The 22132-nt window shown below is 70.0% G+C and carries 21 protein-coding genes; 19 read left to right on the top strand and 2 right to left on the bottom strand.

From position 1 onward, the window contains the following. Positions 1 to 226: 226 nt before the first annotated feature. From ACFVT1_RS32290 to ACFVT1_RS32325, 8 genes are all read left to right on the top strand, one after another. The gene (locus ACFVT1_RS32290) at positions 227 to 1291 is read left to right on the top strand and encodes a phytanoyl-CoA dioxygenase family protein (RefSeq protein WP_389801864.1); all 1065 of its coding nucleotides are present in this window, start codon (positions 227 to 229) and stop codon (positions 1289 to 1291) included. Then, the gene (locus ACFVT1_RS32295) at positions 1273 to 2586 is read left to right on the top strand and encodes a DUF6271 family protein (RefSeq protein WP_389801867.1); all 1314 of its coding nucleotides are present in this window, start codon (positions 1273 to 1275) and stop codon (positions 2584 to 2586) included. The genes ACFVT1_RS32290 and ACFVT1_RS32295 overlap by 19 nt, the downstream gene beginning before the upstream one ends. A gap of 19 nt (positions 2587 to 2605) precedes the next feature. Next, a complete protein-coding gene (locus ACFVT1_RS32300) occupies positions 2606 to 3823 on the top strand; it encodes a type III PLP-dependent enzyme (protein ID WP_389801870.1) in 1218 nt (405 codons plus the stop codon). Next, positions 3824 to 4399 carry a GNAT family N-acetyltransferase gene (locus ACFVT1_RS32305; protein WP_389801873.1) on the top strand — a complete coding sequence of 192 codons (576 nt, stop codon included), beginning with the start codon at positions 3824 to 3826 and terminating at the stop codon, positions 4397 to 4399. A 6-nt stretch (positions 4400 to 4405) separates the two neighbouring features. Next, positions 4406 to 5581: an MFS transporter gene (locus tag ACFVT1_RS32310; RefSeq protein ID WP_389801877.1), complete on the top strand. Its 1176-nt coding sequence runs from the start codon at positions 4406 to 4408 to the stop codon at positions 5579 to 5581. Between the two features lie 166 nt (positions 5582 to 5747). Continuing rightward, the gene (locus ACFVT1_RS32315; protein ID WP_389801880.1) at positions 5748 to 6443 is read left to right on the top strand and encodes a 4'-phosphopantetheinyl transferase; all 696 of its coding nucleotides are present in this window, start codon (positions 5748 to 5750) and stop codon (positions 6441 to 6443) included. A gap of 92 nt (positions 6444 to 6535) precedes the next feature. Next, the gene (locus ACFVT1_RS32320; protein WP_389802009.1) at positions 6536 to 7657 is read left to right on the top strand and encodes a P1 family peptidase; all 1122 of its coding nucleotides are present in this window, start codon (positions 6536 to 6538) and stop codon (positions 7655 to 7657) included. Between the two features lie 87 nt (positions 7658 to 7744). After that, positions 7745 to 8347 carry a hypothetical protein gene (locus ACFVT1_RS32325; RefSeq protein WP_389801883.1) on the top strand — a complete coding sequence of 201 codons (603 nt, stop codon included), beginning with the start codon at positions 7745 to 7747 and terminating at the stop codon, positions 8345 to 8347. A 128-nt stretch (positions 8348 to 8475) separates the two neighbouring features. Here ACFVT1_RS32325 and ACFVT1_RS32330 read toward each other — a convergent pair whose 3' ends face one another. After that, the gene (locus ACFVT1_RS32330; RefSeq protein WP_389801886.1) at positions 8476 to 9378 is read right to left on the bottom strand and encodes an acyl-CoA thioester hydrolase/BAAT C-terminal domain-containing protein; all 903 of its coding nucleotides are present in this window, start codon (positions 9376 to 9378) and stop codon (positions 8476 to 8478) included. 7 nt (positions 9379 to 9385) lie between these two features. Further along, entirely contained in the window at positions 9386 to 10270 is an 885-nt protein-coding gene (locus tag ACFVT1_RS32335; protein ID WP_389801889.1) for an SIS domain-containing protein, read from the bottom strand. Between the two features lie 185 nt (positions 10271 to 10455). Between ACFVT1_RS32335 and ACFVT1_RS32340 the strand changes: the two genes are divergently transcribed. The 11 genes from ACFVT1_RS32340 (at position 10456) to ACFVT1_RS32390 (ending at position 22101) form a co-directional block, all read left to right on the top strand. After that, positions 10456 to 11256 carry a DeoR/GlpR family DNA-binding transcription regulator gene (locus ACFVT1_RS32340; RefSeq protein WP_389801892.1) on the top strand — a complete coding sequence of 267 codons (801 nt, stop codon included), beginning with the start codon at positions 10456 to 10458 and terminating at the stop codon, positions 11254 to 11256. A 506-nt stretch (positions 11257 to 11762) separates the two neighbouring features. Continuing rightward, the gene (locus tag ACFVT1_RS32345) at positions 11763 to 12773 is read left to right on the top strand and encodes an ABC transporter permease (protein WP_389801895.1); all 1011 of its coding nucleotides are present in this window, start codon (positions 11763 to 11765) and stop codon (positions 12771 to 12773) included. After that, the gene (locus ACFVT1_RS32350; RefSeq protein ID WP_362201985.1) at positions 12770 to 13714 is read left to right on the top strand and encodes a carbohydrate ABC transporter permease; all 945 of its coding nucleotides are present in this window, start codon (positions 12770 to 12772) and stop codon (positions 13712 to 13714) included. The genes ACFVT1_RS32345 and ACFVT1_RS32350 overlap by 4 nt, the downstream gene beginning before the upstream one ends. A 52-nt stretch (positions 13715 to 13766) precedes the next feature. After that, positions 13767 to 15407, top strand: a complete 1641-nt coding sequence (locus tag ACFVT1_RS32355; RefSeq protein ID WP_389801898.1) for a hypothetical protein — start codon at positions 13767 to 13769, stop codon at positions 15405 to 15407. 108 nt (positions 15408 to 15515) lie between these two features. After that, entirely contained in the window at positions 15516 to 16688 is a 1173-nt protein-coding gene (locus ACFVT1_RS32360; RefSeq protein ID WP_389801900.1) for a Gfo/Idh/MocA family protein, read from the top strand. 331 nt (positions 16689 to 17019) lie between these two features. Next, complete coding sequence (locus ACFVT1_RS32365) at positions 17020 to 18021, top strand: MBL fold metallo-hydrolase (RefSeq protein ID WP_389801903.1); 1002 nt, start codon at positions 17020 to 17022, stop codon at positions 18019 to 18021. A 62-nt stretch (positions 18022 to 18083) separates the two neighbouring features. Then, positions 18084 to 19466, top strand: coding sequence for an ATP-binding protein (locus ACFVT1_RS32370; RefSeq protein WP_389801906.1), 1383 nt, complete (start codon positions 18084 to 18086; stop codon positions 19464 to 19466). Then, positions 19463 to 19888: a roadblock/LC7 domain-containing protein gene (locus ACFVT1_RS32375; protein ID WP_362201970.1), complete on the top strand. Its 426-nt coding sequence runs from the start codon at positions 19463 to 19465 to the stop codon at positions 19886 to 19888. Before ACFVT1_RS32370 ends, ACFVT1_RS32375 begins: the two co-directional genes overlap by 4 nt. Continuing rightward, complete coding sequence (locus tag ACFVT1_RS32380) at positions 19885 to 20238, top strand: DUF742 domain-containing protein (protein WP_389801909.1); 354 nt, start codon at positions 19885 to 19887, stop codon at positions 20236 to 20238. Before ACFVT1_RS32375 ends, ACFVT1_RS32380 begins: the two co-directional genes overlap by 4 nt. Continuing rightward, entirely contained in the window at positions 20216 to 20830 is a 615-nt protein-coding gene (locus ACFVT1_RS32385; protein ID WP_362201964.1) for an ATP/GTP-binding protein, read from the top strand. Before ACFVT1_RS32380 ends, ACFVT1_RS32385 begins: the two co-directional genes overlap by 23 nt. Next, on the top strand, positions 20827 to 22101 hold the full coding sequence (locus ACFVT1_RS32390) for a cytochrome P450 (protein WP_389801913.1): 1275 nt from the start codon (positions 20827 to 20829) through the stop codon (positions 22099 to 22101). The genes ACFVT1_RS32385 and ACFVT1_RS32390 overlap by 4 nt, the downstream gene beginning before the upstream one ends. The last annotated feature ends 31 nt before the right edge of the window (positions 22102 to 22132 follow it).

Below are 22132 nucleotides of genomic sequence, written 5' to 3' on the forward strand. Positions count from 1 at the left end.
AGGAAGGGCCTCGGCCGTCCCCGGCTCGCGCGGTCACCGCGACACCGTCCGCATGACTCTCTGACAACACCGTCCCTGCCGGTGCCGTGATCCTCGACGACGAGGCGGCGGCAGCCGGCACGCGCCGCGGTCCCGCCATCGCTCTGCCGTGGCCGGGCGACCGGGCCACGTCAGTCGCTCGGCCCCGCCGAGAGCCACTGAGAACTTCGAGCCCTGGAGTGATTGCATGCCGACGCCCGACCCCTATCTGCATCGAGCTCCATCGGACCGCCCCTACTTCAGCTCCGACGGCGAGGCGTATCTGGCCCGGACGCCGTTGAGGGACATCGTCAAGTCGCGAGAGCTCCGCGTGCTCTCCGAGGAGGACTACGCCTTCTGGCAGACGTACGGCTACGTCATCGTGAAGGAGGCGATTCCCGCCGCGGCGGCGAAGCGGCTGTTCGATTTCACCTGGGACTTCCAGGGCCTCGATCCCGCCCGGCCCGACAGCTGGTACGAGGACAGGCCGTTCCGGTCGGATCTGGACAGAGAGCTGCACGTCTATGGATTCGTCGAGGCGTACCACCACCAGCTCCAGTGGGACAGCCGCCAGGCGCGGCGCGTCTACGACGCGTTCGTCGACGTCTGGGACTGCGAGGAACTGTGGGTGACCCTGGACCGGCTCAACCTCAACCCGCCCAATGTCAAGAACCGCGACCGCGCCCTCATCGCCCCCACGGACAAGGGCTTCGACATCGAGCTCCATTGGGATGTCGACACCACACTCGGTGTTCTGCCGCAGCGGGTCCAGGGGATCATCGCACTGAACGACACCCGGCCGGAGCTGGGTGGTTTCCAGTGCTCGCCCGAGCTGTTCCGGCGGTTCGAGGAGTGGAAGGTGGCTCAGCCGGCGGACCGGGATCCGATCAGGCCGGATGCCGGCCGGGCGGACTTCCCCGTGGTGCGACCGGAGCTCAAGGCCGGCGACCTGCTGATCTGGAACGGTCTGCTCGCGCACGGCGTGGCACGCAACACCTCGGAGAACGGGGTGCGCGCGGTTCAGTACCTCTCGATGATGCCGGCCCTGGAATCCCACGACGCGCTGCGGCGGTCCAGGGTCGAGTCGTGGCGCCGTCTCACCACGCCGGACTGGAACGGGACGCTGGTCGGGGACGTGACGAAGCACGAATCCCTCAGGTACGGCACCGCCGCGCTGGACGGACTCGGCGAGAAGCTGCTGGGACTCACCTCGTGGACCGGACAGGAACCCGTACGCTCGACCGGAGAGCCGGCATGCGCAAAATCTGCCTGACCCTTCCCACGAACAGGGCCTGCGCCGCGACGATTTCGGCCCTGGGCGAGGAAGCGGACTACGCGGCCGGTCACTTCGATGTCGAGGTGCACCTGCTGATCCTGGACTCCTCCGACGCCGAGGCGTTCGCGGAGCACGCCGGAGTCCTCGGCGACTCCCGCCGCGCACCGAACGTGATCGTGCACCACCTCGACGAAGCGGAGCAGCGGGACTTCCTCCAGCGGGTGATCCGGCGTTCCGGTGTCAGCAAGCCGGAGCTCGTCCTCGACCTCATGCTTCCGGCCGGTGTCTCCTACGGCGCCTGCACCAACCGCGCGTTCCTGATCGGCAGCGCGCTCGGGTGCCGGTCGATCCACCGCAGGGATTCGGACAGCACCTATCAGGTCCTGGACGGTGAGCCCGTCTTTCCCATCCACCATGAGCTCACCTCGCTCGGAAAGGCCGCGATCGACGCGGCGCACGGCGTGTCCGAGACCACGCTGGCCCCGGAGCACGCACACAAGCCGGTGGTGATGGTGGGCAGCTCCTTCGTCGGCGAACTGTCGGTGGACATCGGTGAGATCGCCCGGCTGGACAGCGGTATCTACTACGACGTCGTCAGCCTCTGGGCCCCTCGTCAGTGGTCGGACGAACAGAAGAGAGAACTGGTCGACGAGTCCTTCAGAGGGGCGGGCGCCGAGCCGTTCGTCCGCGATCATTCGACCCTGGCCCATGTCGACCCGATGCGCGTGGACATGTGCAACATCTCTTTCCGGCACGAGGTGTACGAGCGCGTACCGCTGCCGCCCGCGACCGACACCATCGGCAGCGACTACTTCCTCATGCACCTCGTGTACGACGGCACGCTGCCTGGTGTCCTGCACAACCGCAACATCGTCAACTTCTACACGGCCGAACGCAGAACCGACACGGGGTTCCTGGCCTATCAGATGCGGTTGACGAAGTTCTTCCTGTCCATGCTCTACTTCAACTTCATCTACGACAGGATGGCCGCGGCCGGTGCGTCGCTGCTCGACGAACGGCATCACGTCCGGCCGGACGCCGTCGCCGGACTGGTCAGGGAGAGCGCCCGGCTGGACCGGGCGGAGAACGTGCACCGGCTGAGTGTCCTCGACCGTTCGTATCGTGAACTGGGCGGAAGATACGCCGAGTTCGCCGATCTACTGGCGGCGCGCGGTGGACGACTGCTCGAAGAGGCCCAGGGGGACATCGAGGACTTCGCCCTGCTGATCGAGGCATGGGGGCCACTGATGCGGGCGAGCGGGTCCACCGGTGTCCGCCGGTCGAGCCGGTAGCCGGGCCAGGACCCCCACGATGCGACTGAACGCGGACATGCGCGCCGCCCTGACGGCGGCCATCGAGGACCGGATCGTCTTCGACCTCGGCGGGATCGAAGCGCAATACGAAGCACTGGTAAGGGAGTTGCCGGGCATCTCCGTCCGATTTGCCATGAAGGCTTGTCCGGTGGACGAGGTTCTGGCCTGTCTGGCGAAGAAGGGGTCCGGCTTCGACGCGGCGAGTCCCGCGGAGATCGCGCAAGCCATCAGGACCGGTGTACCGACCGGCAGGATCCATTACGGCAACACCATCAAGTCCGACCGCAACATCGTCGACGCGTACCGGCTGGGCATCCGGGACTTCGCGACCGACAGCCTGGAGGACGTGGCCGCGATAGCCGCCCACGCTGCTGGTTCCCGGGTCTTCTGCCGGCTCGCCACCAGCGGTGACGGGGCGCTGTGGGGGCTCAGCCGGAAATTCGGATGCTCGGGGGCCGACGCGGTGCGCGTGCTGGAAGCGGCTCGGTCGGCCGGTCTGACACCGGCCGGCCTGTCCGTTCACGTCGGCTCGCAGCAGATGACGTCCGAGGCCTGGCAGGACGCGTTCGAGCACCTTGCCGAGGTGATCACGGCCCTGAACCGGCGAGAGATCCTGCTGGACCACGTCAATCTCGGCGGGGGCCTCCCCGCGCTCGGATATCTCGACAACCGCGGCAGGCCACTGGATCCCCCGGTGGACAAGATCTTCGCCGTGATCCGGGAGGGAATGCAGCGGCTCGGGGAAGTGTCGCAATCCCCTCTGGAATTCCTCATGGAGCCGGGGCGCCATCTCGTCGCCGACCACGGTGCGATCAGAGCGCATGTGTCCCGGCTGTCGTCCAGGCAGCAGAGGGACGGTGAACGGCAGCACTGGCTGTACCTGAGCTGTGGGAAGTTCAACGGCCTGTACGAGATGGACCAGTTGCAGTACCGGCTGTGGTTTCCCTCCCGCACCGACGAGCCATGCGTGCCGGCCGTTGTCGCGGGGCCCACGTGCGACAGCGACGACGCCTACGCCCATGAGCACCGTCTCGTCTCCGTACCCGAGTCGCTCGCGTCGGGGGATCCGGTCTGGGTCCTCTCCTGCGGTGCCTACGTCACCAGCTACATGACGCAGGGGTTCAACGGGTTCGACCCGCTTCCGTACACCTGGACACACGGAGAACGCCACGGCGGGCCTTCCGGTGCCGAACCGACCCCGGAAGGGCAGGAGTAGATGATTCACGACGTACGCATACGGCACATCTCCGAAGGCGACTGGGACGGCATCACGGCGCTGGAAGCCGGGGTGTACGCCAAGGACGGGCTGTCGGAGGGGCGGGCCGCGCTACGGTCCAAGGCCCACGCCTCGCCGGCCACGTGCTTCGCGCTGGACGTGGAGCGGCGGTTGGCGGGCTATCTGCTGGCGTTGCCCTACCCGGTGTCCGAGTATCCGGATCTGAACCGGACGGAAGGCGTCGTCTTCCATTCGCGCAATCTGCATCTGCACGATCTCGTCGTCGCCGAGGAATCTCGTGGCAGAGGGCTGGCGAAGCGTCTCCTGCGCCACGTCATGGGAACGGCCGCGGCCAAGGGATACGAGGAGATCTCTCTGGTCGCCGTCTCGGGCAGCGACACCTTCTGGTCGGCGAACGGATACACGGCCCGCCACGAGGTCGCACCCCCGGCCGGTTACGGGGCGGATGCGGTGTACATGTCCAGGACGGTGCCGGGCGGCGGCCGTACCGGGAAGAAGACGAACCTCGCCCACGACCTGTTGTACGGGGCACCTCTCGAAGACGAAGTGGGCTGATTTCCTGTGTTTGGCGTTCGTGATGAATTCCGCCGGGCGCAACTGGCGATCGCGGCACTGTTCTGCTTCCTCGGATTCCAGTACGCCACCTGGGCCTCGCGGCTCCCCGCGATCAAGGCTCGGCTCGACCTGACGGAGGCCGAACTGGGCCTTCTGCTGATGGCCTGCGGTGCGGGCGCGGCGGCATCGTTCCCCCTCGTGGCGGTGTTGATGAAGCGGCTGGGATCCCGGCGCCTCGCGCTTCTGTCGGCCGTCTGCCTGAGCCTGCTCCTGCTCGCGCTGTCCGTGGCACCGAACTACCCGGTCGCACTCGCGGTCATCTGCTGCGACGGCATCGCGGTGGGGAGCCTGAACGTCGCGATGAACGCGCAGGGGGCGGCTCTCGAAGTCACGTACGGGCGAACCGCCATGGCGAAGCTGCACGCGACGTTCAGCGCGGGTTCCTTGTTCGCCGCGCTGCTCGCCTCCGGTATGAACATGGTGACGCCGGCCGTCGCGGCGCATTTCGGTGTGGCCGCCGTCCTCCTTCTGCTGCTGGTCGGACTCACCCGGTCGGGACTGCTGACGGAGGACCCGCAGGCTCAGGAGAAGAGCCGCCGCAAACTGACCCTGCCGTCCCGCGTGACGATCTGGATGGGCCTCGCGATGGTGTTCGGCACGGTGACCGAAGGCGCCATGAACGACTGGTCCGCGCTCTACATGAAGGACGTCGTCGACGCGGCCCCGTCGCTGGCGCCCATGGGCATCGCGGTCGTCTCGGTCATGATGGTGCTCGCTCGTATCTTCGCCGACGGCTGGCGCAGCCGCTGGGGCGACGGACGCATCGTCCGGGTCGGCGGCGCGGTGGCCGGTGCGGGACTGGCACTGGCCCTGCTGGCCGGTGGCGTGGTGCCGACGCTGATCGGATTCGCCTGCGTCGGCCTGGGCGTCGCGGCCGTGACACCGTGCGTCTACGTGGCCGCCGCGGGACAGGGCACGGACGCACTGGCCCTGGTCGCCGCCATGGGAACGACGGGGCTGCTGGCCGGCCCCGCGGTGATCGGTTTCATAGCGAGCGCCGGCAGCCTGGTGTGGGGCATGGGCGCCGTCGCGGCCTCGGCCGTCCTCGTATCCCTGTGTGCCACGCGGATCCGCTGGCCGGGCCTCGCCGAGGCGGAACCCGATCCCTCGGTCCTGACCTGAGCGGTGCCACACCGGTCCGGTAGGTGAAAACTGGACCGGTATGCGCCGTTCCTCGGTGTGAGAACGTCATCGGAAGCGCCAGGGGCACTGGCGGAACCCCGCACACTTTGGGCAGGCTTCGGGGACGATGCAGAGGATGGACCGACCAGCCGGTACGAGGGAGAACATGATCGAGAAGATTCTGCCGTCGCGGGTCGCGGTGGCCGAGGCACTCTCCGACCCGTCCGACGCGGTGCTCTTCCCCGGCGAGGAGGAACTGATCCGCAACTCCGTGGAGTCCCGGCGCAAGGAGTTCACCACCGCGCGCTGGTGCGCCCGCCGCGCGCTGGGCACGCTGGGTCTCGCGCCCGTGCCCATCCTGAAGGGCGAACGGGGGGCGCCGATATGGCCGGACGGGGTGGTCGGGAGCATGACCCACTGCACCGGCTACCGGGCCGCCGTGGTCGCCCGCCGGGAGGACATGCTCTCCGTCGGCGTGGACGCCGAACCGCACGAGCCGCTGCCCGACGGGGTGCACGAGACCATAGCCCTCGCGACGGAACAGCGGCGCGAGCGCGAGTTGCGCGGCGTGTCCCCCGAGATCCACTGGGACCGGCTGCTGTTCAGTGCGAAGGAGAGCGTCTACAAGGCGTGGTTCCCGCTCACCCACCGCTGGCTCGGTTTCGAACAGGCCGACATCGTGCTCCACTCGAACGGTACGTTCACGGCCGCGCTGCTGATCTCCGCCCCTGAGCCGGACCGGGCCGCCGGGGCGGCGGCGAACGCGGCCCCGACGGGTTTCCGCGGCCGCTGGCTGGTCGCGGACGGTCTCGTGGCGACCGCGATCGCCGTCGAGAACGAGCCGGACACGCCCGCCGGGTAGCGAGGGGGAGCGGAGACGACGAGTGCCGCCGCTCCCCTCTCGTCCAGGATGCGGGTCCACCCGTACGCTCTGTCCGCATGAGCGGAGATCACATGAGCGAAGACCGCAGGCGTGCACGTGAATTGGGCATCCCGCTGAGCGGCGAGCCGGGTGCCTGGAACGCGATCACGGACGTACCCGGTGTCGAGGTCGGGTACGTCACCCTCGTCGAGGGCGACGACGTGCGCACCGGGGTGACGGCCCTCCTGCCACGCGGCCGGGACGGAGTCGGTACGCCCTGCGCGGCCGGCTGGCACTCCTTCAACGGCAACGGGGAGATGACCGGAACGGCCTGGATCGAGGAGAGCGGATCGCTCGCCGTCCCGGTGGTCATCACCAACACGTACGCGGTGGGGCCGGTGCACCGGGGCGTGGTCGAGTGGGTGCGCGCCAACCGCCGCGACATGGCGCCGGAGTGGCTGCTGCCGGTGGTCACGGAGACCTGGGACGGCCACCTCAACGACATCCACGGCACGGCCGTGGAGCCCCGGCACGCGGCGGCCGCGATCGAGGCGGCCGGGTCCGGCCCGGTCGAGGAGGGGTGCGTCGGCGGCGGAACCGGCATGCGCTGCTACGGCTTCAAGGGCGGCTCGGGGACCGCTTCGCGGGTGGTGGAGTACGGCGAGGACCGCTACACCGTGGGCGCCTTCGTGCAGGCCAACTTCGGCGCGCGGCGCGAACTGGTGGTGGCCGGTGTGCCGGTGGGGCGCGAGTTGTCCGATCCGGTCGGGGAGGCGGCGCCCGGACCGGTACCCGGTGGGGAGCGGCCGGTGCCGCCCGGCGCGGGATCGGTGATCGTGGTCGTGGCGACCGACGCACCCCTGCTGCCCGGACAGTGCAAGGCGTTGGCCCGCCGGGTCACGCTGGGCCTGGCCCGCACCGGCACCACCGGCAGCCACTTCTCCGGGGACCTCTTCCTGGCTTTCTCCACGGCCAACCCGTCCGCGCTGACCAGCACGTTTCCCGAGGACGACGGCAGTGCACCGTACGAGTCGATGCGCTTCGTGCCATGGGGCCGGATGGATCCCTTCTACGGGGCGGTGGTCGAGTCGGTGGAGGAAGCGGTGCTCAACGTGCTCACGGGCGCACACGCGATGACCGGCCGGGCGGGCCACCACGTTCCGGCGCTCCCGCTGGACCGGGTGACGGAACTGCTGGCGGCGCGGGACCGGTGACGCGGTACGCGGGCCCGGCGGGGAGAGACAGGCGCGCGGCGCGGTGGTCACTGGTCTCGTACAGGTTCGTCGGCCATACTGCCCGCCGTGGAGCAGCGCATAGATCCGAACACCCAGCCCGGGTACGCCGCAGGGACAGACCCGGCGTACATCCCTGGTCTCACGGCCCCTGCCCCTGCCGGTACGCCGGATACGAGCCGGGAGCACAGAGCCCAGGAAGAGAAGGACGAGGAGCGGACGGACCAGGAGCAGACAGGCGAGGAACAGACGACAGGCCAGGAGCCGAGTGGCCAGGAGCCGAGTGGCCAGGAGCAGACGGACGAGCGGGTGTCCGACGCGGCCGCTCCCGACGATGCCGTTACGGAGGCGGTGTCCGCGGGCGCCGCGGCCGACGGCAAGGAGGTGGAGGACGGCCCCGTATTCGAGGTGAGCGACCGCCGTGGCTCGATCACCGCGGACCGTGAGGGGGTCCGGTTCCGGCTGGACGATCAGGAGGCCGATTTCCACTGGGACGAGATCGGTGCGGTCGAGGTGAAGACCCCCCGGTTCGGCCGCCGGTTCACCGTCACGGTCCACATGTCGACCCGCCGGTGGTTCAACGCCGAGGTCGAGGCGCCGGCCAGGAGCGACCTCAAGAAGTGGGCGGAGGAACTCGACGCGGTCCTGGACGTCCACTTCGAGGAGTCCTGACCGAGGCGGTGCCGGCGGGAGGGCGGGCCGACGGTCGTGACGGCCGTCGGTCCCGTCGCGACCGCGGGCCCCGTCCCGGCCTCCCGGCCGGGCCGCGGCCACGGTGGACGCCCGTCCGCGGGGCGCCGTCAGACGCCGCCCCGATGTGCTCCGCGGAGCGCATCGAGTATGCAGGGCCAGGCCGCCGCCCCGAGTGCGGCGTCCGCCGTCGGCGTGCCCCCGTACAGGAAGTGCGTGGAGGCCGCGGCCGGGCTCTCGCCCGGAAGCCGTGGCCGGTGGCCCGCGTCGGGGCTGCTGATCACCCGTACGGGCCGGCCGGCCGCCCTGCGACGGGCGGCCAGTTCCTCGGCCCAGGGCAGCGAGGGCCACATCGCGTCGTCCCCGCCGGCGACGAGCACGAGTTCGGCGGCGGACTTCTCCACCGCGATGGCCGCCGCGTCGACGCGGTCGGCGAACGTCCGCCGGCTGAGCTCGTACCAGCCACGGACGGCGACAGGAGCGCCCGTCGGCGGTATGGGCACCGGTGCCCAGGAGTCGTCGTACGGAACGAACGGCAGCGGTTCGCCCCGCCAGGACCAGGAAGACCGGCAGGGCCGGTTCCGGCCGTCCCGGCCGGGGCCGACGTTCGCCCAGGTCGTCGAGGTGGGTGAGAGCGCCACCACCGCGTCGACACCGGGCAGCAGCACGGCCAGGTGCAGGGCGGCCTCCGCCCCCTTGGACACACCCAGGACGCCGATCCGCCGGGCACCGCCCGCGCGGAGCACCTCGATCGCGGCCCCGAACGCCTCCAGCGGGACTTCGCAGATCCCGGGCGGCTGCCCGGGGCCGCCGAACCAGCGGATCGACAACGCGGTCATGCCCTCCCGGGCCAGGATCCGGCACCGCTCGTCCTCGATGCGTCCACTGGACCCGGAGAGCACGAGCACCCCGACGCCGCCGCGTACGGGGCCACGCGCGGGCATGGCGAGGAAGCCCTCATGAACGCGGGCGTCCCCGTCCGCACCGCCGAACGTGCGCTCGACGATGTCCATCGGGCGGTCAGGCGTCCGCGAGGACCACCGAGCGGGTCAGGTGGCGCGGACTGTCCGGGTCCAGGCCGCGGGCGGCGGCGCGGGCGATGGCCAGCCGCTGGACGCGGACCAGCTCGGCCAGCGGGTCCAGGTCGCTCTCCACCCAGCGGGCACCGGTCGCGAGCACCTGCTCGGCGAGCCCCTCGGGGGCGGTGCCGAACATCCAGGTCGCGGTGCCGGTGGTGGCGATGCTGATGGGGCCGTGGCGGTACTCCATCGCCGGGTACGCCTCCGTCCAGGACAGCGACGCCTCCTTCATCTTCAGCGCGGCCTCGTTGGCGAGCCCCGCCGTCCAGCCGCGTCCCAGGAAGGTGAACTGGGTGCACTCCAGCAGCCCCTCGGGCAGCGGCTCGGCCAGTGCGGTCTCCGCGTCGCGGGCCACGGCGTCGGTGTGCAGACCGAGGTGGGCGCGGAGCAGGGTGAGCAGGGTGGTCGCGAACCGGGTCTGCACGACGGACTGCTCGTCGGCGAAGTCGAGCACGACGACCTCGTCGGCGGACGTCATGACCGGGGTGTCGGGGTCGGCGGTGATGGCCACGGTGCGGGTGACACCGCGGAGCCGGTCGAGCAGGGCCAGCACCTCGGTCGTGGTGCCCGAACGGGTGAGGGCGACGACCCGGTCGTAGCGGCGGCCGAAGGGGAACTCCGAGGCGGCGAAGGCATCGGACTCGCCCTGCCCGGACTCCTCACGGAGCGCGGCGTAGGCCTGGGCCATGTAGAACGAGGTGCCGCAGCCGACGACCGCGATGCGCTCACCGGCGGCGGGCAGAGCGGCGGCCTGGGTCTGGGCCAGCTCGGCGGCGCGGCGCCAGCACTCCGGCTGACTGGCCGTCTCGATCTCGACAAATGACACTTTTGCACTCCGTACTCGTAGTGAGATGCTCGTTTGCGCACGCTATACGCGATCTACGAGCATTATCAAGCATTCCGCGTGCAGGAGGCTTGACTGGACGGAGCCTTGTGCGACGCTTGCGCGTGTCCGGTGACCGTACCCAAGGGGATGGGTGCCCGAAGCCCGGGCCCGTAAGGAGAGTTCTCTTGTCCAGGGATGCCCGGTGGAACGCGCTGCTGGAACTGGTGGGTAAGAACGGCCGGGTGGAGGTCGAGGGCGCCGCCGCCACGCTGGATGTCTCGGCCGCGACCATCCGCCGCGACCTGGACCAGCTCGCCGAGCAGCAGCTGCTCACCCGCACCCGCGGTGGCGCGGTCGCGCACGGTGTCAGTTACGAGCTGGCCCTGCGCTACAAGACCGGCCGCCACGCCCCCGAGAAGCAGGCCATCGGCCGTGCCGTCTCCGAACTGGTGGCGGTGGGCGAAGTGGTGGGGCTGACCGGCGGTACGACACTGACCGAGGTGGCCCGTTCGCTGGCGGTGCGCTCCGACGTCGTCGGCGACACCGCGGCGGGGATGGGCGGTCAGCCGACTCTGACCGTGGTCACCAACGCCCTCAACATCGCCAACGAGCTGGTGATCCGGCCGCAGATCAAGATCGTGGTGACCGGTGGGGTGGCCAGGCCGCAGTCGTACGAGCTGACGGGCCCGCTGGCCAGCGGTGTACTGGGCGAAATCACCCTGGATGTCGCCGTGCTGGGCGTCAACGCGATCGACACCGAACGCGGTGCGTACGTCCACCACGAGGGCGAGGCCAGCATCAACCGGCTGCTCGCCCAGCAGGCGCAGCGGGTGGTCGTGGCGGCCGATTCCTCGAAGATCGGCAAGCGGGCCTTCGCCAGGGTCTGCGATCTCGGGCAGGTCGACTTCCTGGTCACCGACAAGGGCATCGCGCCCGAGGCGACCGCCCGCTTCACGGAGGCCGGCGTCACCGTCATCGCCGTCTGAACAGCGCCGACGGAGCGGCGGGTTGCCACCATCGAGGTGGCGGCCCGCCGCTTCTGCGTGCGGCGTGCGGCGTGCGGCATGCGGCGTGCCAGGTGCCGGGTGCGGAGGGTGTGAGGGTGGCGCCCCACGGGTGCTTGAGAATGTCGGCACAAGTGATCTTGAACGCATGATCGAGCACGGTGGGGCGCCCGCGACCCGGACGCGGGGTCACGGGCAGGGCCTCCTGACGGTCACTTCGGTGGCGCTTACATGCTGCTTCTGTGCCCTATTTCGGATCTTGGGTGGTCGCTCGCCGTGTTCGGGGTGCCCATATAGAAACTTTTTCTGTGTCAATAGATGTTCGTTACCTCTGTGAAATGAACAACTCTTGCCATCCGGGTGCACCGTCGTGAACTATGTGGCTGTCGCCGCGAAGGAGCGCCGGTCGCACACCCACGGTGGTGCGGGCCGTCTCCATGGATGCGGGACACTCCCTTGCTCCATCAGCCCTGGAGGTGCCTGTGACGATGGCAGATGCGCCGGTCTCGGCCGTGCGGTCGCCTGTGCCGCAGCCCCAAGACCGCGACGACGCGGATCGCCCCGCCGGGAAGAAGCGCAAAGACCTGCGAATACGGCAGCCGCTCCGGCACCGCCTCAAGCGGGACAAGGCACTTCTGCTGTTCTGCCTGCCGGGCGTCCTGTACTTCGCGCTCTTCTTCTACCTGCCGCTCGCAGGCAACGTCATCGCCTTCCAGGACTACCAGCCGTTCCTGGGCTTCAAGCAGAGCCCGTTCGTCGGCCTCGCGAACTTCACCGCGCTGCTCGCCGAACCGGACTTCTGGAGCGCGGTCTCCAACACCCTGCAGATCACCGCGATCCAGCTGCTCCTCTACTTCCCCGCACCGATCGCCCTGGCGCTGCTGCTCAACTCGCTCATCAGCGAGAAGATCAAGCGGTTCATCCAGACCGTCGTGTACCTCCCGCACTTCCTGTCCTGGGTCGTCGTGGTCGCGATGTTCAAGCAGGTGCTCGGCGGCGCCGGTTCGGTCACCACGCTCCTGATGGAGCACGGGGTCACCATCGGCAACGTGATGACGGACCCCGGCACCTTCAAGCTGCTGATCACCGCCCAGGCCATCTGGAAGGACTGCGGCTGGGGGACGATCATCTTCCTGGCGTCGATCGCCTCGATCGACATGGGCCAGTACGAGTCCGCCGCCATGGACGGAGCCGGCTGGCTGCGCAGGATCTGGCACATCACCCTGCCGGGCATCCGGCCGGTGATCCTCATGCTGCTGATCCTCCGGCTCGGCGACATCCTCTCGGTCGGCTTCGAGCAGATCATCCTGCAGCGCGACGCCGTCGGTCCGGACGCCTCCGAAGTCATGGACACCTACGTCTACTTCCACGGCGTCATCGACGGCGACTGGGGGATGAGCACGGCCGCGGGTCTCATGAAGGGCGTCATCGGATTCGCCCTCATCCTCGCCGCCAACAAGCTGGCCCACCGTTTCGGTGAGCAGGGAGTGTACCGATGAGTCAGCAGACCCTTTCGTCACGGCTGCGCACCGCCCGGTCCGGCCCCCGGCGCGCCTCGTCCGGCCGCCCGCCGTGGATGGAGCGCCCCCACTGGTACGGACAGGGCGCGAAGGCGGCGGCCCTGGTCGTCCTGACCGTGATCGTGCTCTACCCGTTCGTCCTCGCCATCGGCACCAGCCTCGCCGGACGCGAAGAGCTCAACGCCAACGGCGGCTACGTCCTGCTGCCCAAGCACCCGACGCTGGAGGCGTACCGGGTCATCCTCTCCGGCGGGGTCGTCACCCAGGCGGCCCTGGTCTCCATCTGCATCACGCTGATCGGCACCGCGCTGAGCCTGGCGTGCACGGTGATGATCGCGTACGGCACCTCGCGGCCCGGCACCGTCCTCGGCAAGCCGATCCTGCTGCTGGTGCTGGGCACCTTCCTCTTCGCCCCCGGCATCATCCCCACGTACCTGGCCGTCCAGCAGTTCAAGATGCTCGACACCTATGCCGCGCTGATCCTTCCGGTACTGCTCAACGCGTTCAACATCGTGGTCGTGCGCTCGTTCTTCCAGAGCATTCCCGAGGAGCTCTACGACGCCGCCCGGATCGACGGGGCGGGTGAGGTGACCGTCCTGTTCCGGATCGTCCTCCCGCTCTCCAAGGCGGTCCTCGCCGTGGTCGGGCTGTTCTACGCGGTCGGCTACTGGAACAGCTTCTTCAACGCGGTGCTCTACCTCAACGACTCCAGCAAGTTCCCCATCCAGGTGATCCTGCGCAGCTACGTCCTCAACGGCCAGAGCATCAACGCGCAGGCCATGGGCGTCCATGCGGTGCCGCCCGCGACCTCCTTGCAGATGGCCGTGCTGATCATCGCCATCGTGCCCATCTTCTGCGTCTACCCCTTCCTGCAGAAGTTCTTCGTCAAGGGCGTTCTGACCGGGGCGATCAAGGGCTGATCCGCCCGCCCGGACCCCGCCCCACGCACTTCACACACTTCAAGGAGCACCCATGTCCACCAACTTGTCCAGGCGCGGTTTCATGGGCGCGGCGGGGATCGCCGGCCTGACCGCGGCCGGCCTGACGTCCCTGACCGCGTGCGGCAGCGGCGCCACCATCAGCAAGGGCGGGGCCAAGGCGTCCGCCAAGCTGAAGCTCCCGGCGTACGTCGCCGCGCAGACCGCCCCCGCTGACCTCGCGGGCAACGCGGCCGGGCTGGACGCCACGTACCTGCGCTACCCGAAGCAGCTGACCAGGTCCGTGGCCAAGGCGCCCGGCGACGGCAGCCGGATCACGGCCCTCACCGAGACGTTCACCACGCCCGCGCCGCCGCAGGCCAAGAACGCCTACTGGCAGGAGCTGAACAAGCGCCTCGGGGCGCAGTTCGACATGACGATCGTCGTCGACCAGGGCGTCGACGCGTACCTCACCAAGTTCAACGCCATGATGGCCAGCGGCGACATCCCCGACCTGGTCTGGTTCCCGCCGAACCAGGGCATCCAGCGGGTGCCCGAGCTGCTGGACGCCAAGTTCCACGACCTCACGCCGCACCTGTCCGGCGACGCGGTCAAGAAGTACCCCAACCTGGCGAACCTGCCGACCACCGCCTGGAAGACCGCCGTGATCAACGGCAAGATCCGCGGCGTCACCGTCGCCTACGGCTCCATGGGCCAGGTCTACGTCGTCAACGAGGACTTCTGGAGGCCGGTCGGCGGCGCCAAGTTCACCAGCGCCGAGGACTTCCTCGCCAAGGGCAAGGAGCTCCTGGACGCCAAGCGCAACAAGTACGTCCTGGAGCCGGCGTACGTGAACCACGTCGGCATGTTCGGCCAGTGGTTCGGCGCCCCCAGCAACTGGCGGCTGGAGGGTGGCAAGCTCACCCACATGTACGAGACCGAGGAGTACCAGGAGGCCCTGGCGTTCGGCGTCAAGGTGGCCAAGGCCGGTCTCTTCTGGCCCGACCCCAACCTCTCCACCACCATGGAGAAGATGGCGCAGGGCTCGCTGGGCGCCTACGTGCAGTCCTTCCCCAGCTTCCTGGTGGACGCCAAGACGTACGACTTCCCGTTCGGCGTCATCGTGCCGTTCGCCGCCAAGCCGGGCGCGCAGCCCCGGTACAGCATGGGATACGGCTCCGTCGGCTACACCGCCATCAGCAAGAAGGCCGACGACAAGCGGGTCAAGATGCTGCTGGGCGTGCTGGACTACCTGGCCGCTCCGTTCGGTACCGAGGAGCGGCTGTTCCTCGACAACGGCATCGAGGGCAAGCACTTCACCCGCACGTCCGGCGGCGACGTCGAGCTCACCCCCAAGGGCGAGGCCGAGGCCGTCACCACCGCCATGCCGCTCGCCTTCCTGGCCGCCGGGCCCGAGTACATCTACCTGCCGGGCAAGGCGGAGCTGGCCCGCCGGATCCACGGCTGGCAGCAGGAGCTCCTCAAGATCAACCAGTCGAGCCCGGTCAGCGGTCACTTCTCCGACACGTACACCCGCAAGGGCGCCTCGCTCACCACGGCCATGAGCGACATCCAGAAGGACATCATCGCGGGCCGCAAGCCGATCTCGGCCTACAAGGAGGAGCTGCGCAAGTGGCGCTCCGGCGGCGGCGACAAGATGCGGGCCGAGTACGAGGCCTCGCTCGCCGGCAAGTAGCCCCCGCCCGCACCATCCGTACGGACCCGCCCGCACCATCCGTAACGACCCGCCCGCACCATCCGTACGGACCCGCCCGCACCACCAGTACAGACAGAAGGGACCACCGTGTCAGACCTGCGACTCGGCGTCATCGGGCTCGGCCTGCGCCGTTCCATCGCGATGTCCGCCCACCACCCCGGACAGGGTTCGGCGATCACCGCCGTCTGCGACCTCGACCCCGAGGTGCGCCGGCGTGAGGCCGAGCGGTTCGGCACCGACGTCGCGGTCGAGGACTACAAGCTGCTCCTCGACCGCGACGACCTCGACGCGGTCATCGTCGCCACCCCGGACGACACCCACGAGATCATCGCCATCGACGCGCTCCGGGCCGGCAAGGCCGTCTTCGTCGAGAAGCCGCTCGGCATCACCGTCGAGAGCTGCGACAACGTCCTGCGTGCCGCGTACGAGACGGGGACGCGGCTGTACGTCGGACACAACATGCGCCACATGGGCGTCGTGCGGCTGATGCGCGACATCATCGCCCGCGGCGACATCGGCGAGCCCAAGACCGTGTGGGTGCGGCACTTCGTGGGCTACGGCGGTGACTACTACTTCAAGGACTGGCACGCCGACCGGACCCGCACCACCGGTCTGCTGCTCCAGAAGGCCGCCCACGACATCGACGTCCTGCACTGGCTGGCCGGCGGCTACACCCGCCGCGTCAACGCACTCGGCGACCTCCTCGTCTACGGCGACCTGCCGCGCCGCGAGCCGGACACCCCGCGCCCGGCGAACTGGCTGCGCGAGTTCGACTGGCCGCCGACGGCCCGCAAGGACCTGCACCACATCGTGGACGTCGAGGACGTCTCGGTGATGAACATGCAGCTCGACAACGGCGTCGTGGCGGCCTACCAGCAGTGCCACTTCACCCCGGACTACTGGCGGAACTACACCGTCATCGGCACCGAGGGGCGTCTGGAGAACTTCGGCGACGGCCCCGGCGACGAGGTCAAGGTCTGGAACACCGGCCCCAGCGGCTACCGCGGCGACGCCGACATCACCTACCAGGTGCCGGACGCCGGTGGCTCGCACGGCGGCGGCGACACCCGGATCATGGAGGAGTTCTGCCGGTTCGTGCGCGACGGGGGCGTCACCGACACCTCGCCGGTCGCCGCCCGGATGAGCGTCGCCGCCGGTGTGCTCGCCACCCGTTCCCTGCGCGAGGGCGGTGCGCCGTACGACGTACCGGCCCTCGACCCCGAGCTCGTCGCCTACTTCGAACGCGGTCAGGTCCGCTAGGAAGCCGAGCGTTGCGGCGACCTTCGGCGACCGCGCTGTCCGGCGCGGTCACCGGAGGTCGCGGTACGGCTGTTTTCAGCCATGCTCGGTGGGTAATCGGCGCATTCCGGTTTGATGCCCGCCCGAGAGGTGTCGCCCGCGATGGGTGACCTCACCGGGGGATGTGAAGGCGATTGTCCGGAAGGTGCCCCATGGGGGTGCGAAGTGACGGTTTCGTAGGGTCACCGAGCCGCCGCGGCCGAAGGGCGTGAGGGGCGATTTTGCGCCAATGGAAGGCTGCGGTGGCCGAGTTCGAACGCATGGCCGGAACGCGGTCGGCATAATCGCGTCCATGTCGATCACGGGTGGAGACGTCGTTGACCTGGGGCGGGGCCTGTACGCATGGCTTCCGCCGAAGCGAGGCTGGGGGCTGGCCAATTGCGGTCTCCTCGTCTCGCCCCGTGGCGCGCTCTGGATCGACACCCCGTACGACGCCGTGCTGGCCGGCCAGTTCCTGGCCGAATCCACGAAGCGGCTGCCCGACGGTGTCTCCATCGACCGGGTGATCGTCACCCACGCGAACGGGGACCACTTCTGGGGCGCGGGCGTACTCCCGGACGCGGAGATCATCGCGACCCGCGAGGCCCGGGAGCACATCCACTACGAGCCCACGCCGAAGCAGCAGCACGCGCTCGTCACCACCGGCGATCCGGCCACCGCGCTGGGCGCCTACCTCGGACGCCACTTCGGTCCCTTCGACTGGTCCCACACCGAGCCGGTGCAGCCGACCACGTACTTCACCGGGGAGCTCGAACTGACCCTGGGGGAGTACCCGGTCCAGATCTCCGCCCTGCCGTCCGCGCACACCACCGGCGACCTCATGGTCCACCTGCCCGCGCAGAGCGCGGTGTTCAGCGGGGACATCATCTTCTCCTCCACCCCCGCCCGGCCCGGCGACCACCCGGTCCACTGGGCGGGCCCGCTGAGCAACGTGATCGCGGCCTGCGAACGGGTGCTGGCCACCGGCGCGGAGACCGTCGTCCCCGGACACGGACCGGTCCTCGACCGGGCCGGGGTGCGCGATCACATCGTGTACCTGGAGTACGTGCGCGAGCGTTCCCACGCCTTCCACGCCGCCGGGGTTCCGGCCCTCGAAGCGGCCCGCCGGGTCATCGGCGAAGGACGCTATCCGGAGCTGGGCCTCCCCGAGCGGCTGGTGGTGACCATCGGCAGCGAGTACCGGCAGCTCGACGGCTCCGAACTGCCCGGAGTGCTCCAGGTGATGACCGACGTCGCCGTGGTCGCGCAAGAAGTGGAGCAGTCCCGTGAGCCGGCGGGTCCTGCGGAGAAGTAAGCGGAGCTTCCGCCGCCGCTTCGGCCGGAAGACCGATCAGACAACAGAAACGCGGTGACGGCATGGGATGGATCGTGGCGGTGATCGCCGTCGCTGCTGCCGTGGCGGCGGCTGCCCGCGCGCAGAACGCGGCTCGCTCGGAGTACCTGGCCCTGGCCCGCGCCGAGCTGGCCGAACGGCAGTCGAAGGCCGCCGCGGCCCGTACCGCCGCCCTCACCGACGAGATCCGGCAGCTGGCCCGCAAGCGGATACCCGCCGCCGCGCTCGCCCTCTCCCATCCCACCGCCCGGGTGCCCGGACTGCGGGAGGCGGCCGACGTCGACGGCGATGCCGCCCGCTTGCTCACCGAGGCAGTGCAGGCCGCCCGCACCGCGGTCGTCGAGGAACGCGGGCGCGTCGACGCGGCGGCCCGTGCGGCGATGCGCGGTACCTCCGCCAAGATCCAGTCCCTGCTCAACCAGTCCCAGCAACTGCTGCACGAGCTCCAGCACGAGTACGACGACCCGCGGATCCTGCAACTGGACTTCCGCAACGAACTGGCGCTGCGGCGCACCCAGGCCACCGCCGTGCTCTGCGACGCCTGGCCGGGGCTCGCCCGCCGGAACTCGCCGCTCGTCGAGATCGTGCTCGGCGCCCAGTCCCGGGTCGCCGGCTACGAACGGATCAAGGTCGCCAACCATCTGCGCGACGAACGGCTGGCGCTCGTGGCCCGCGCCGCCGAGCCCCTCGCGATCGCGCTCGCCGAACTGCTGGCCAATGCCACCGCCTACTCGCACCCGGACACCGATGTCCAGGTGACCGTCCAGCAGAGCGGCGGCCGCGGCGCGTTCCTGGTCGTCGACGACGCGGGCATCGGCATGGACGACGACGCGCTCGACCGGGCCCGCGCCCTGCTGACGGGTCCGTCCGAAGTGCTCCTGACCGAGCTGGGCGATCCACCGCAGACCGGCTTCGCCGTCGTCGGCCGGCTCGTCGTGCAGTACGGCTTCAGCTGCCACATCGAGGCTTCGCCGTTCGGCGGAATGCGTACGATCCTGCGCGTCCCCGCCCACCTGCTGACCGTGCTGGAGGACGACCGGACCCTCTCCGCCCTCGCCCCGAAGCCGGTGCAGGCACAGGCCGCTTCGTCCGCCTCCGCCGGGCCGGAGCCCGCCCCCGCGCCGCGCCCCGCCGGCGGGCACCCCGCCGAACTGCCCAGCCGGCGCCGACGGGCACCACGTCCGGCCCCGGCCCGGTCCGCGCCCGCCACCGTCACCCCGGACCGGGAAAAGGTGTCCCGTACACCTGAAGAGGCCGGGGCTTCCTGGGCGGCGCTCCAGCAGGGCACCCTCAACGGCAGGAGCACCGCCGGACGGCCGACCGCACCGGCACCGGACGGCCACGCCCCCCGGAACGACCGGAACGACCAGGACGACCAGAACGACCGAGGAGACGACGAGACGTGAGCGCCCCCACCCCCACCACCGGTGACCTCGCATGGGTGCTGACCCCCCTGCTGGAACTGCCCGGAGTCCAGCACGCCGTGGTCGCCACCGGCGACGGCCTCGTCGAAGGCGCGTCGCCGGGCCTGGACCGGGCATCCGGCGAACGGGTCGCCGCCATGACCGCCACGCTGCACGCCGCGGCCCGCGCGTTCACGACGGCCTTCACCGACGTCGAGGCGCCGAGCCTGGCCCAGACGGTCGTCGAGTCCGACCAGGGCTTCGCCATCGTCGTACCGGCCGGGAACAACACCACCCTCGCCCTGTTCGCGGAACCCGGAGCCAAGCTCGGCGACATCGCCTACCAGATGCAGGTGCAGGTCACCGCCCTGACCCGGGCGATGAACGCGCCCGCCCGCCAACCGGACACCACCGCCCGGCCATGACCTCCGGCCGCGGACGCCGTCTGATCCCCGCCTATCTGGTCACCGGCGGCCGGACCCGGCCCGCCGGTCCCGCGCTCGACCGGCTCGCCGTACTCGTACGCACCGGCACGGACCTGCCCCCGGACACCGGCTGGGAACAACGCAGACTGTGCGAGCTGCTCGAACCGGGCGCGCTCACCGTCGTCGAATGCGCGGCCCACCTGGAACTGCCGGTCAGCGCCACCGTCTTCCTGGCCACGGACCTCGCGGCCGCCGGACACCTGCACACCCGACCGCCCATCCCCAGCGCCGGGGAGATCGACCGGTCGCTCGTCGAGAGGCTGCTCGTTGGACTCCGCTCCCTCCACTGACCGGGCCGGCATCGGCTATCTGCCGCCCGCCGCCCGGACCCTGATGAAGCTCGTCGTCACGGGGCCCTTCGGCGTGGGCAAGACCACCCTGATCCGTACCCTGTCGGAGATCGCCACGCTCCACACCGAAGAGGCGATGACCCAGTCCAGCACCCGGTTCGACGACACCGCGGGGCTGCCGGACAAGACCACGACCACCGTCGCCATCGACTTCGGCCGGCTCACCGTCCTCGACGACCTGGTGCTCTACATGTTCGGCACCCCGGGCCAGCAGCGCTTCCTGCCTCTCTGGGAGGACATCGCGCGCGGCGCGCTCGGGGCTCTCGTCCTGGTCGACACCCGCAGGCTCGCCGACTCCTTCGCGGTCATGGACATGGTCGAGGAGCAGGGGCTGCCGTACGCCGTCGCCGTCAACCGCTTCCCCGACGCCCCCGCCCACCCGGACGAGGTCCTGCGCAAACACCTCGACCTCGCGCCCGAGACCCCGCTGGTGCAGTGCGACGCCCGCGAACGCCGCGGCAGCATCGACGCGCTGATCGCGCTGGCCGAGCACGTGCTGACCCGAATGCCCCGGCCCGAGGACCCCTCATGACACCGCCTGTGCAGCCGCCGCAGCCCCTCGCGCTGTACGGCCCGGACTTCGCCGCCGACCCGCAGAGCCACTACCGTCGCCTGCGCGCACACGGCCCCCTCGCCCCCGTCCGGCTCGCCCCCGGCATCGACGCCCTCCTGGTCACCGACTACCAGGCCGCCGTCGACCTGCTGCGCGACCCCCACACCTTCACCAAGGACCCGCGCGCCTGGCAGGCCACCGTGCCCGACGACTCGCCGGTCCTGCCCATGCTCGGCTACCGGCCCACCGCGCTCTTCAGCGACGGCGACGTGCACACCCGCTACCGCGACGCCATCAACGACAGCCTCGCCCTGATCGAGCCGCACGTCCTGCGGGCCGAGGTCGCCCGGGTCGCCCAGCGGCTCATCGGGGAATTCGCCGCGACCGGCAGCGGCGATCTGATCGCCCAGTACGCCCGACGGCTCCCGGTGCACGTCTTCGTCACCTGGTTCGGTGTCCCGCCGGGCGACAGCGAACGCATCGTCAACGGCATCGCCGGCATGTTCAACTCCGCCGAGGACGCCGCCACCGCGTACGCCGATCTCGTCGAGGTCGTCACCGAGCTGGTCGCCGACCGGCGTGCCAGGCCGCGGCGCGACCTCACCTCGTACCTGCTCGCCCATCCCGCCGATCTCGACAATGACGAGACTGTGCGTCAGATCACTCTGATCATGAGCGCGGGCCACGATCCGACGACCAATCTGATCGGCAACGCACTGCTGCACATGCTCACCGACGTGCGCTACGCGGGCTCGCTGCACGGCGGCGCGATGACGGCACACGAGGCGATCGACGAGGTCCTCTGGCACGACCCGCCGCTGGCCAATCTCGCGGCCCACTACCCACGCCACGACACGGAGTTCCACGGCGTCCGGCTGCGCGCCGGACAGCTGGTCCTGGTCTCCTACGCTGCCGCCAACTCCCAGTCGGTACCCGGGCGTTCGGACTCCGGGATCCGGTCCGGGGGCAGTGCCCATCTGGCCTGGTCGGCCGGTCCGCACCGGTGCCCGGCGAAGCAGCCGGCGCTGCTCATCGCCATGACCGCGATCGAGCAGCTGACCAGTCAGCTGTGCGACGCAGAACTGGACGTTCCGGTCAGCGGACTGAAGTGGCGGCAGGGGCCGTTCCACCGCGCGCTGGTCCGGCTTCCGGTACGTTTCACCCCCGTCGGCATGACCGCGGAAAGGGACCGGCGCGAAGCCGCCGGGAGCGCGTCGGACGGCCCGTCGGCGGTGTCGATCGGCCCGTGAACCGTGTCGGTGGTACGCCGAACGGGTGAGG

This window comes from Streptomyces sp. NPDC057963 (genome assembly GCF_042887155.1).
Classification (GTDB): Bacteria; Actinomycetota; Actinomycetes; order Streptomycetales; family Streptomycetaceae; genus Streptomyces.

What these genes read in the sequence shown, in the direction of transcription:
- ACFVT1_RS32315 (WP_389801880.1), top strand. Translation starts at nt 5,748, where the DNA reads ATGATCGAGAAGATTCTGCCGTCGCGGGTCGCGGTGGCCGAGGCACTC.
- ACFVT1_RS32295 (WP_389801867.1), top strand. Translation starts at nt 1,273, where the DNA reads ATGCGCAAAATCTGCCTGACCCTTCCCACGAACAGGGCCTGCGCCGCG.
- ACFVT1_RS32305 (WP_389801873.1), top strand. Translation starts at nt 3,824, where the DNA reads ATGATTCACGACGTACGCATACGGCACATCTCCGAAGGCGACTGGGAC.
- ACFVT1_RS32365 (WP_389801903.1), top strand. Translation starts at nt 17,020, where the DNA reads ATGTCGATCACGGGTGGAGACGTCGTTGACCTGGGGCGGGGCCTGTAC.
- ACFVT1_RS32380 (WP_389801909.1), top strand. Translation starts at nt 19,885, where the DNA reads ATGACCTCCGGCCGCGGACGCCGTCTGATCCCCGCCTATCTGGTCACC.
- ACFVT1_RS32300 (WP_389801870.1), top strand. Translation starts at nt 2,606, where the DNA reads ATGCGACTGAACGCGGACATGCGCGCCGCCCTGACGGCGGCCATCGAG.
- ACFVT1_RS32290 (WP_389801864.1), top strand. Translation starts at nt 227, where the DNA reads ATGCCGACGCCCGACCCCTATCTGCATCGAGCTCCATCGGACCGCCCC.
- ACFVT1_RS32390 (WP_389801913.1), top strand. Translation starts at nt 20,827, where the DNA reads ATGACACCGCCTGTGCAGCCGCCGCAGCCCCTCGCGCTGTACGGCCCG.
- ACFVT1_RS32350 (WP_362201985.1), top strand. Translation starts at nt 12,770, where the DNA reads ATGAGTCAGCAGACCCTTTCGTCACGGCTGCGCACCGCCCGGTCCGGC.
- ACFVT1_RS32370 (WP_389801906.1), top strand. Translation starts at nt 18,084, where the DNA reads ATGGGATGGATCGTGGCGGTGATCGCCGTCGCTGCTGCCGTGGCGGCG.
- ACFVT1_RS32355 (WP_389801898.1), top strand. Translation starts at nt 13,767, where the DNA reads ATGTCCACCAACTTGTCCAGGCGCGGTTTCATGGGCGCGGCGGGGATC.
- ACFVT1_RS32345 (WP_389801895.1), top strand. Translation starts at nt 11,763, where the DNA reads ATGGCAGATGCGCCGGTCTCGGCCGTGCGGTCGCCTGTGCCGCAGCCC.
- ACFVT1_RS32330 (WP_389801886.1), bottom strand. Translation starts at nt 9,378, where the DNA reads ATGGACATCGTCGAGCGCACGTTCGGCGGTGCGGACGGGGACGCCCGC.
- ACFVT1_RS32320 (WP_389802009.1), top strand. Translation starts at nt 6,536, where the DNA reads ATGAGCGAAGACCGCAGGCGTGCACGTGAATTGGGCATCCCGCTGAGC.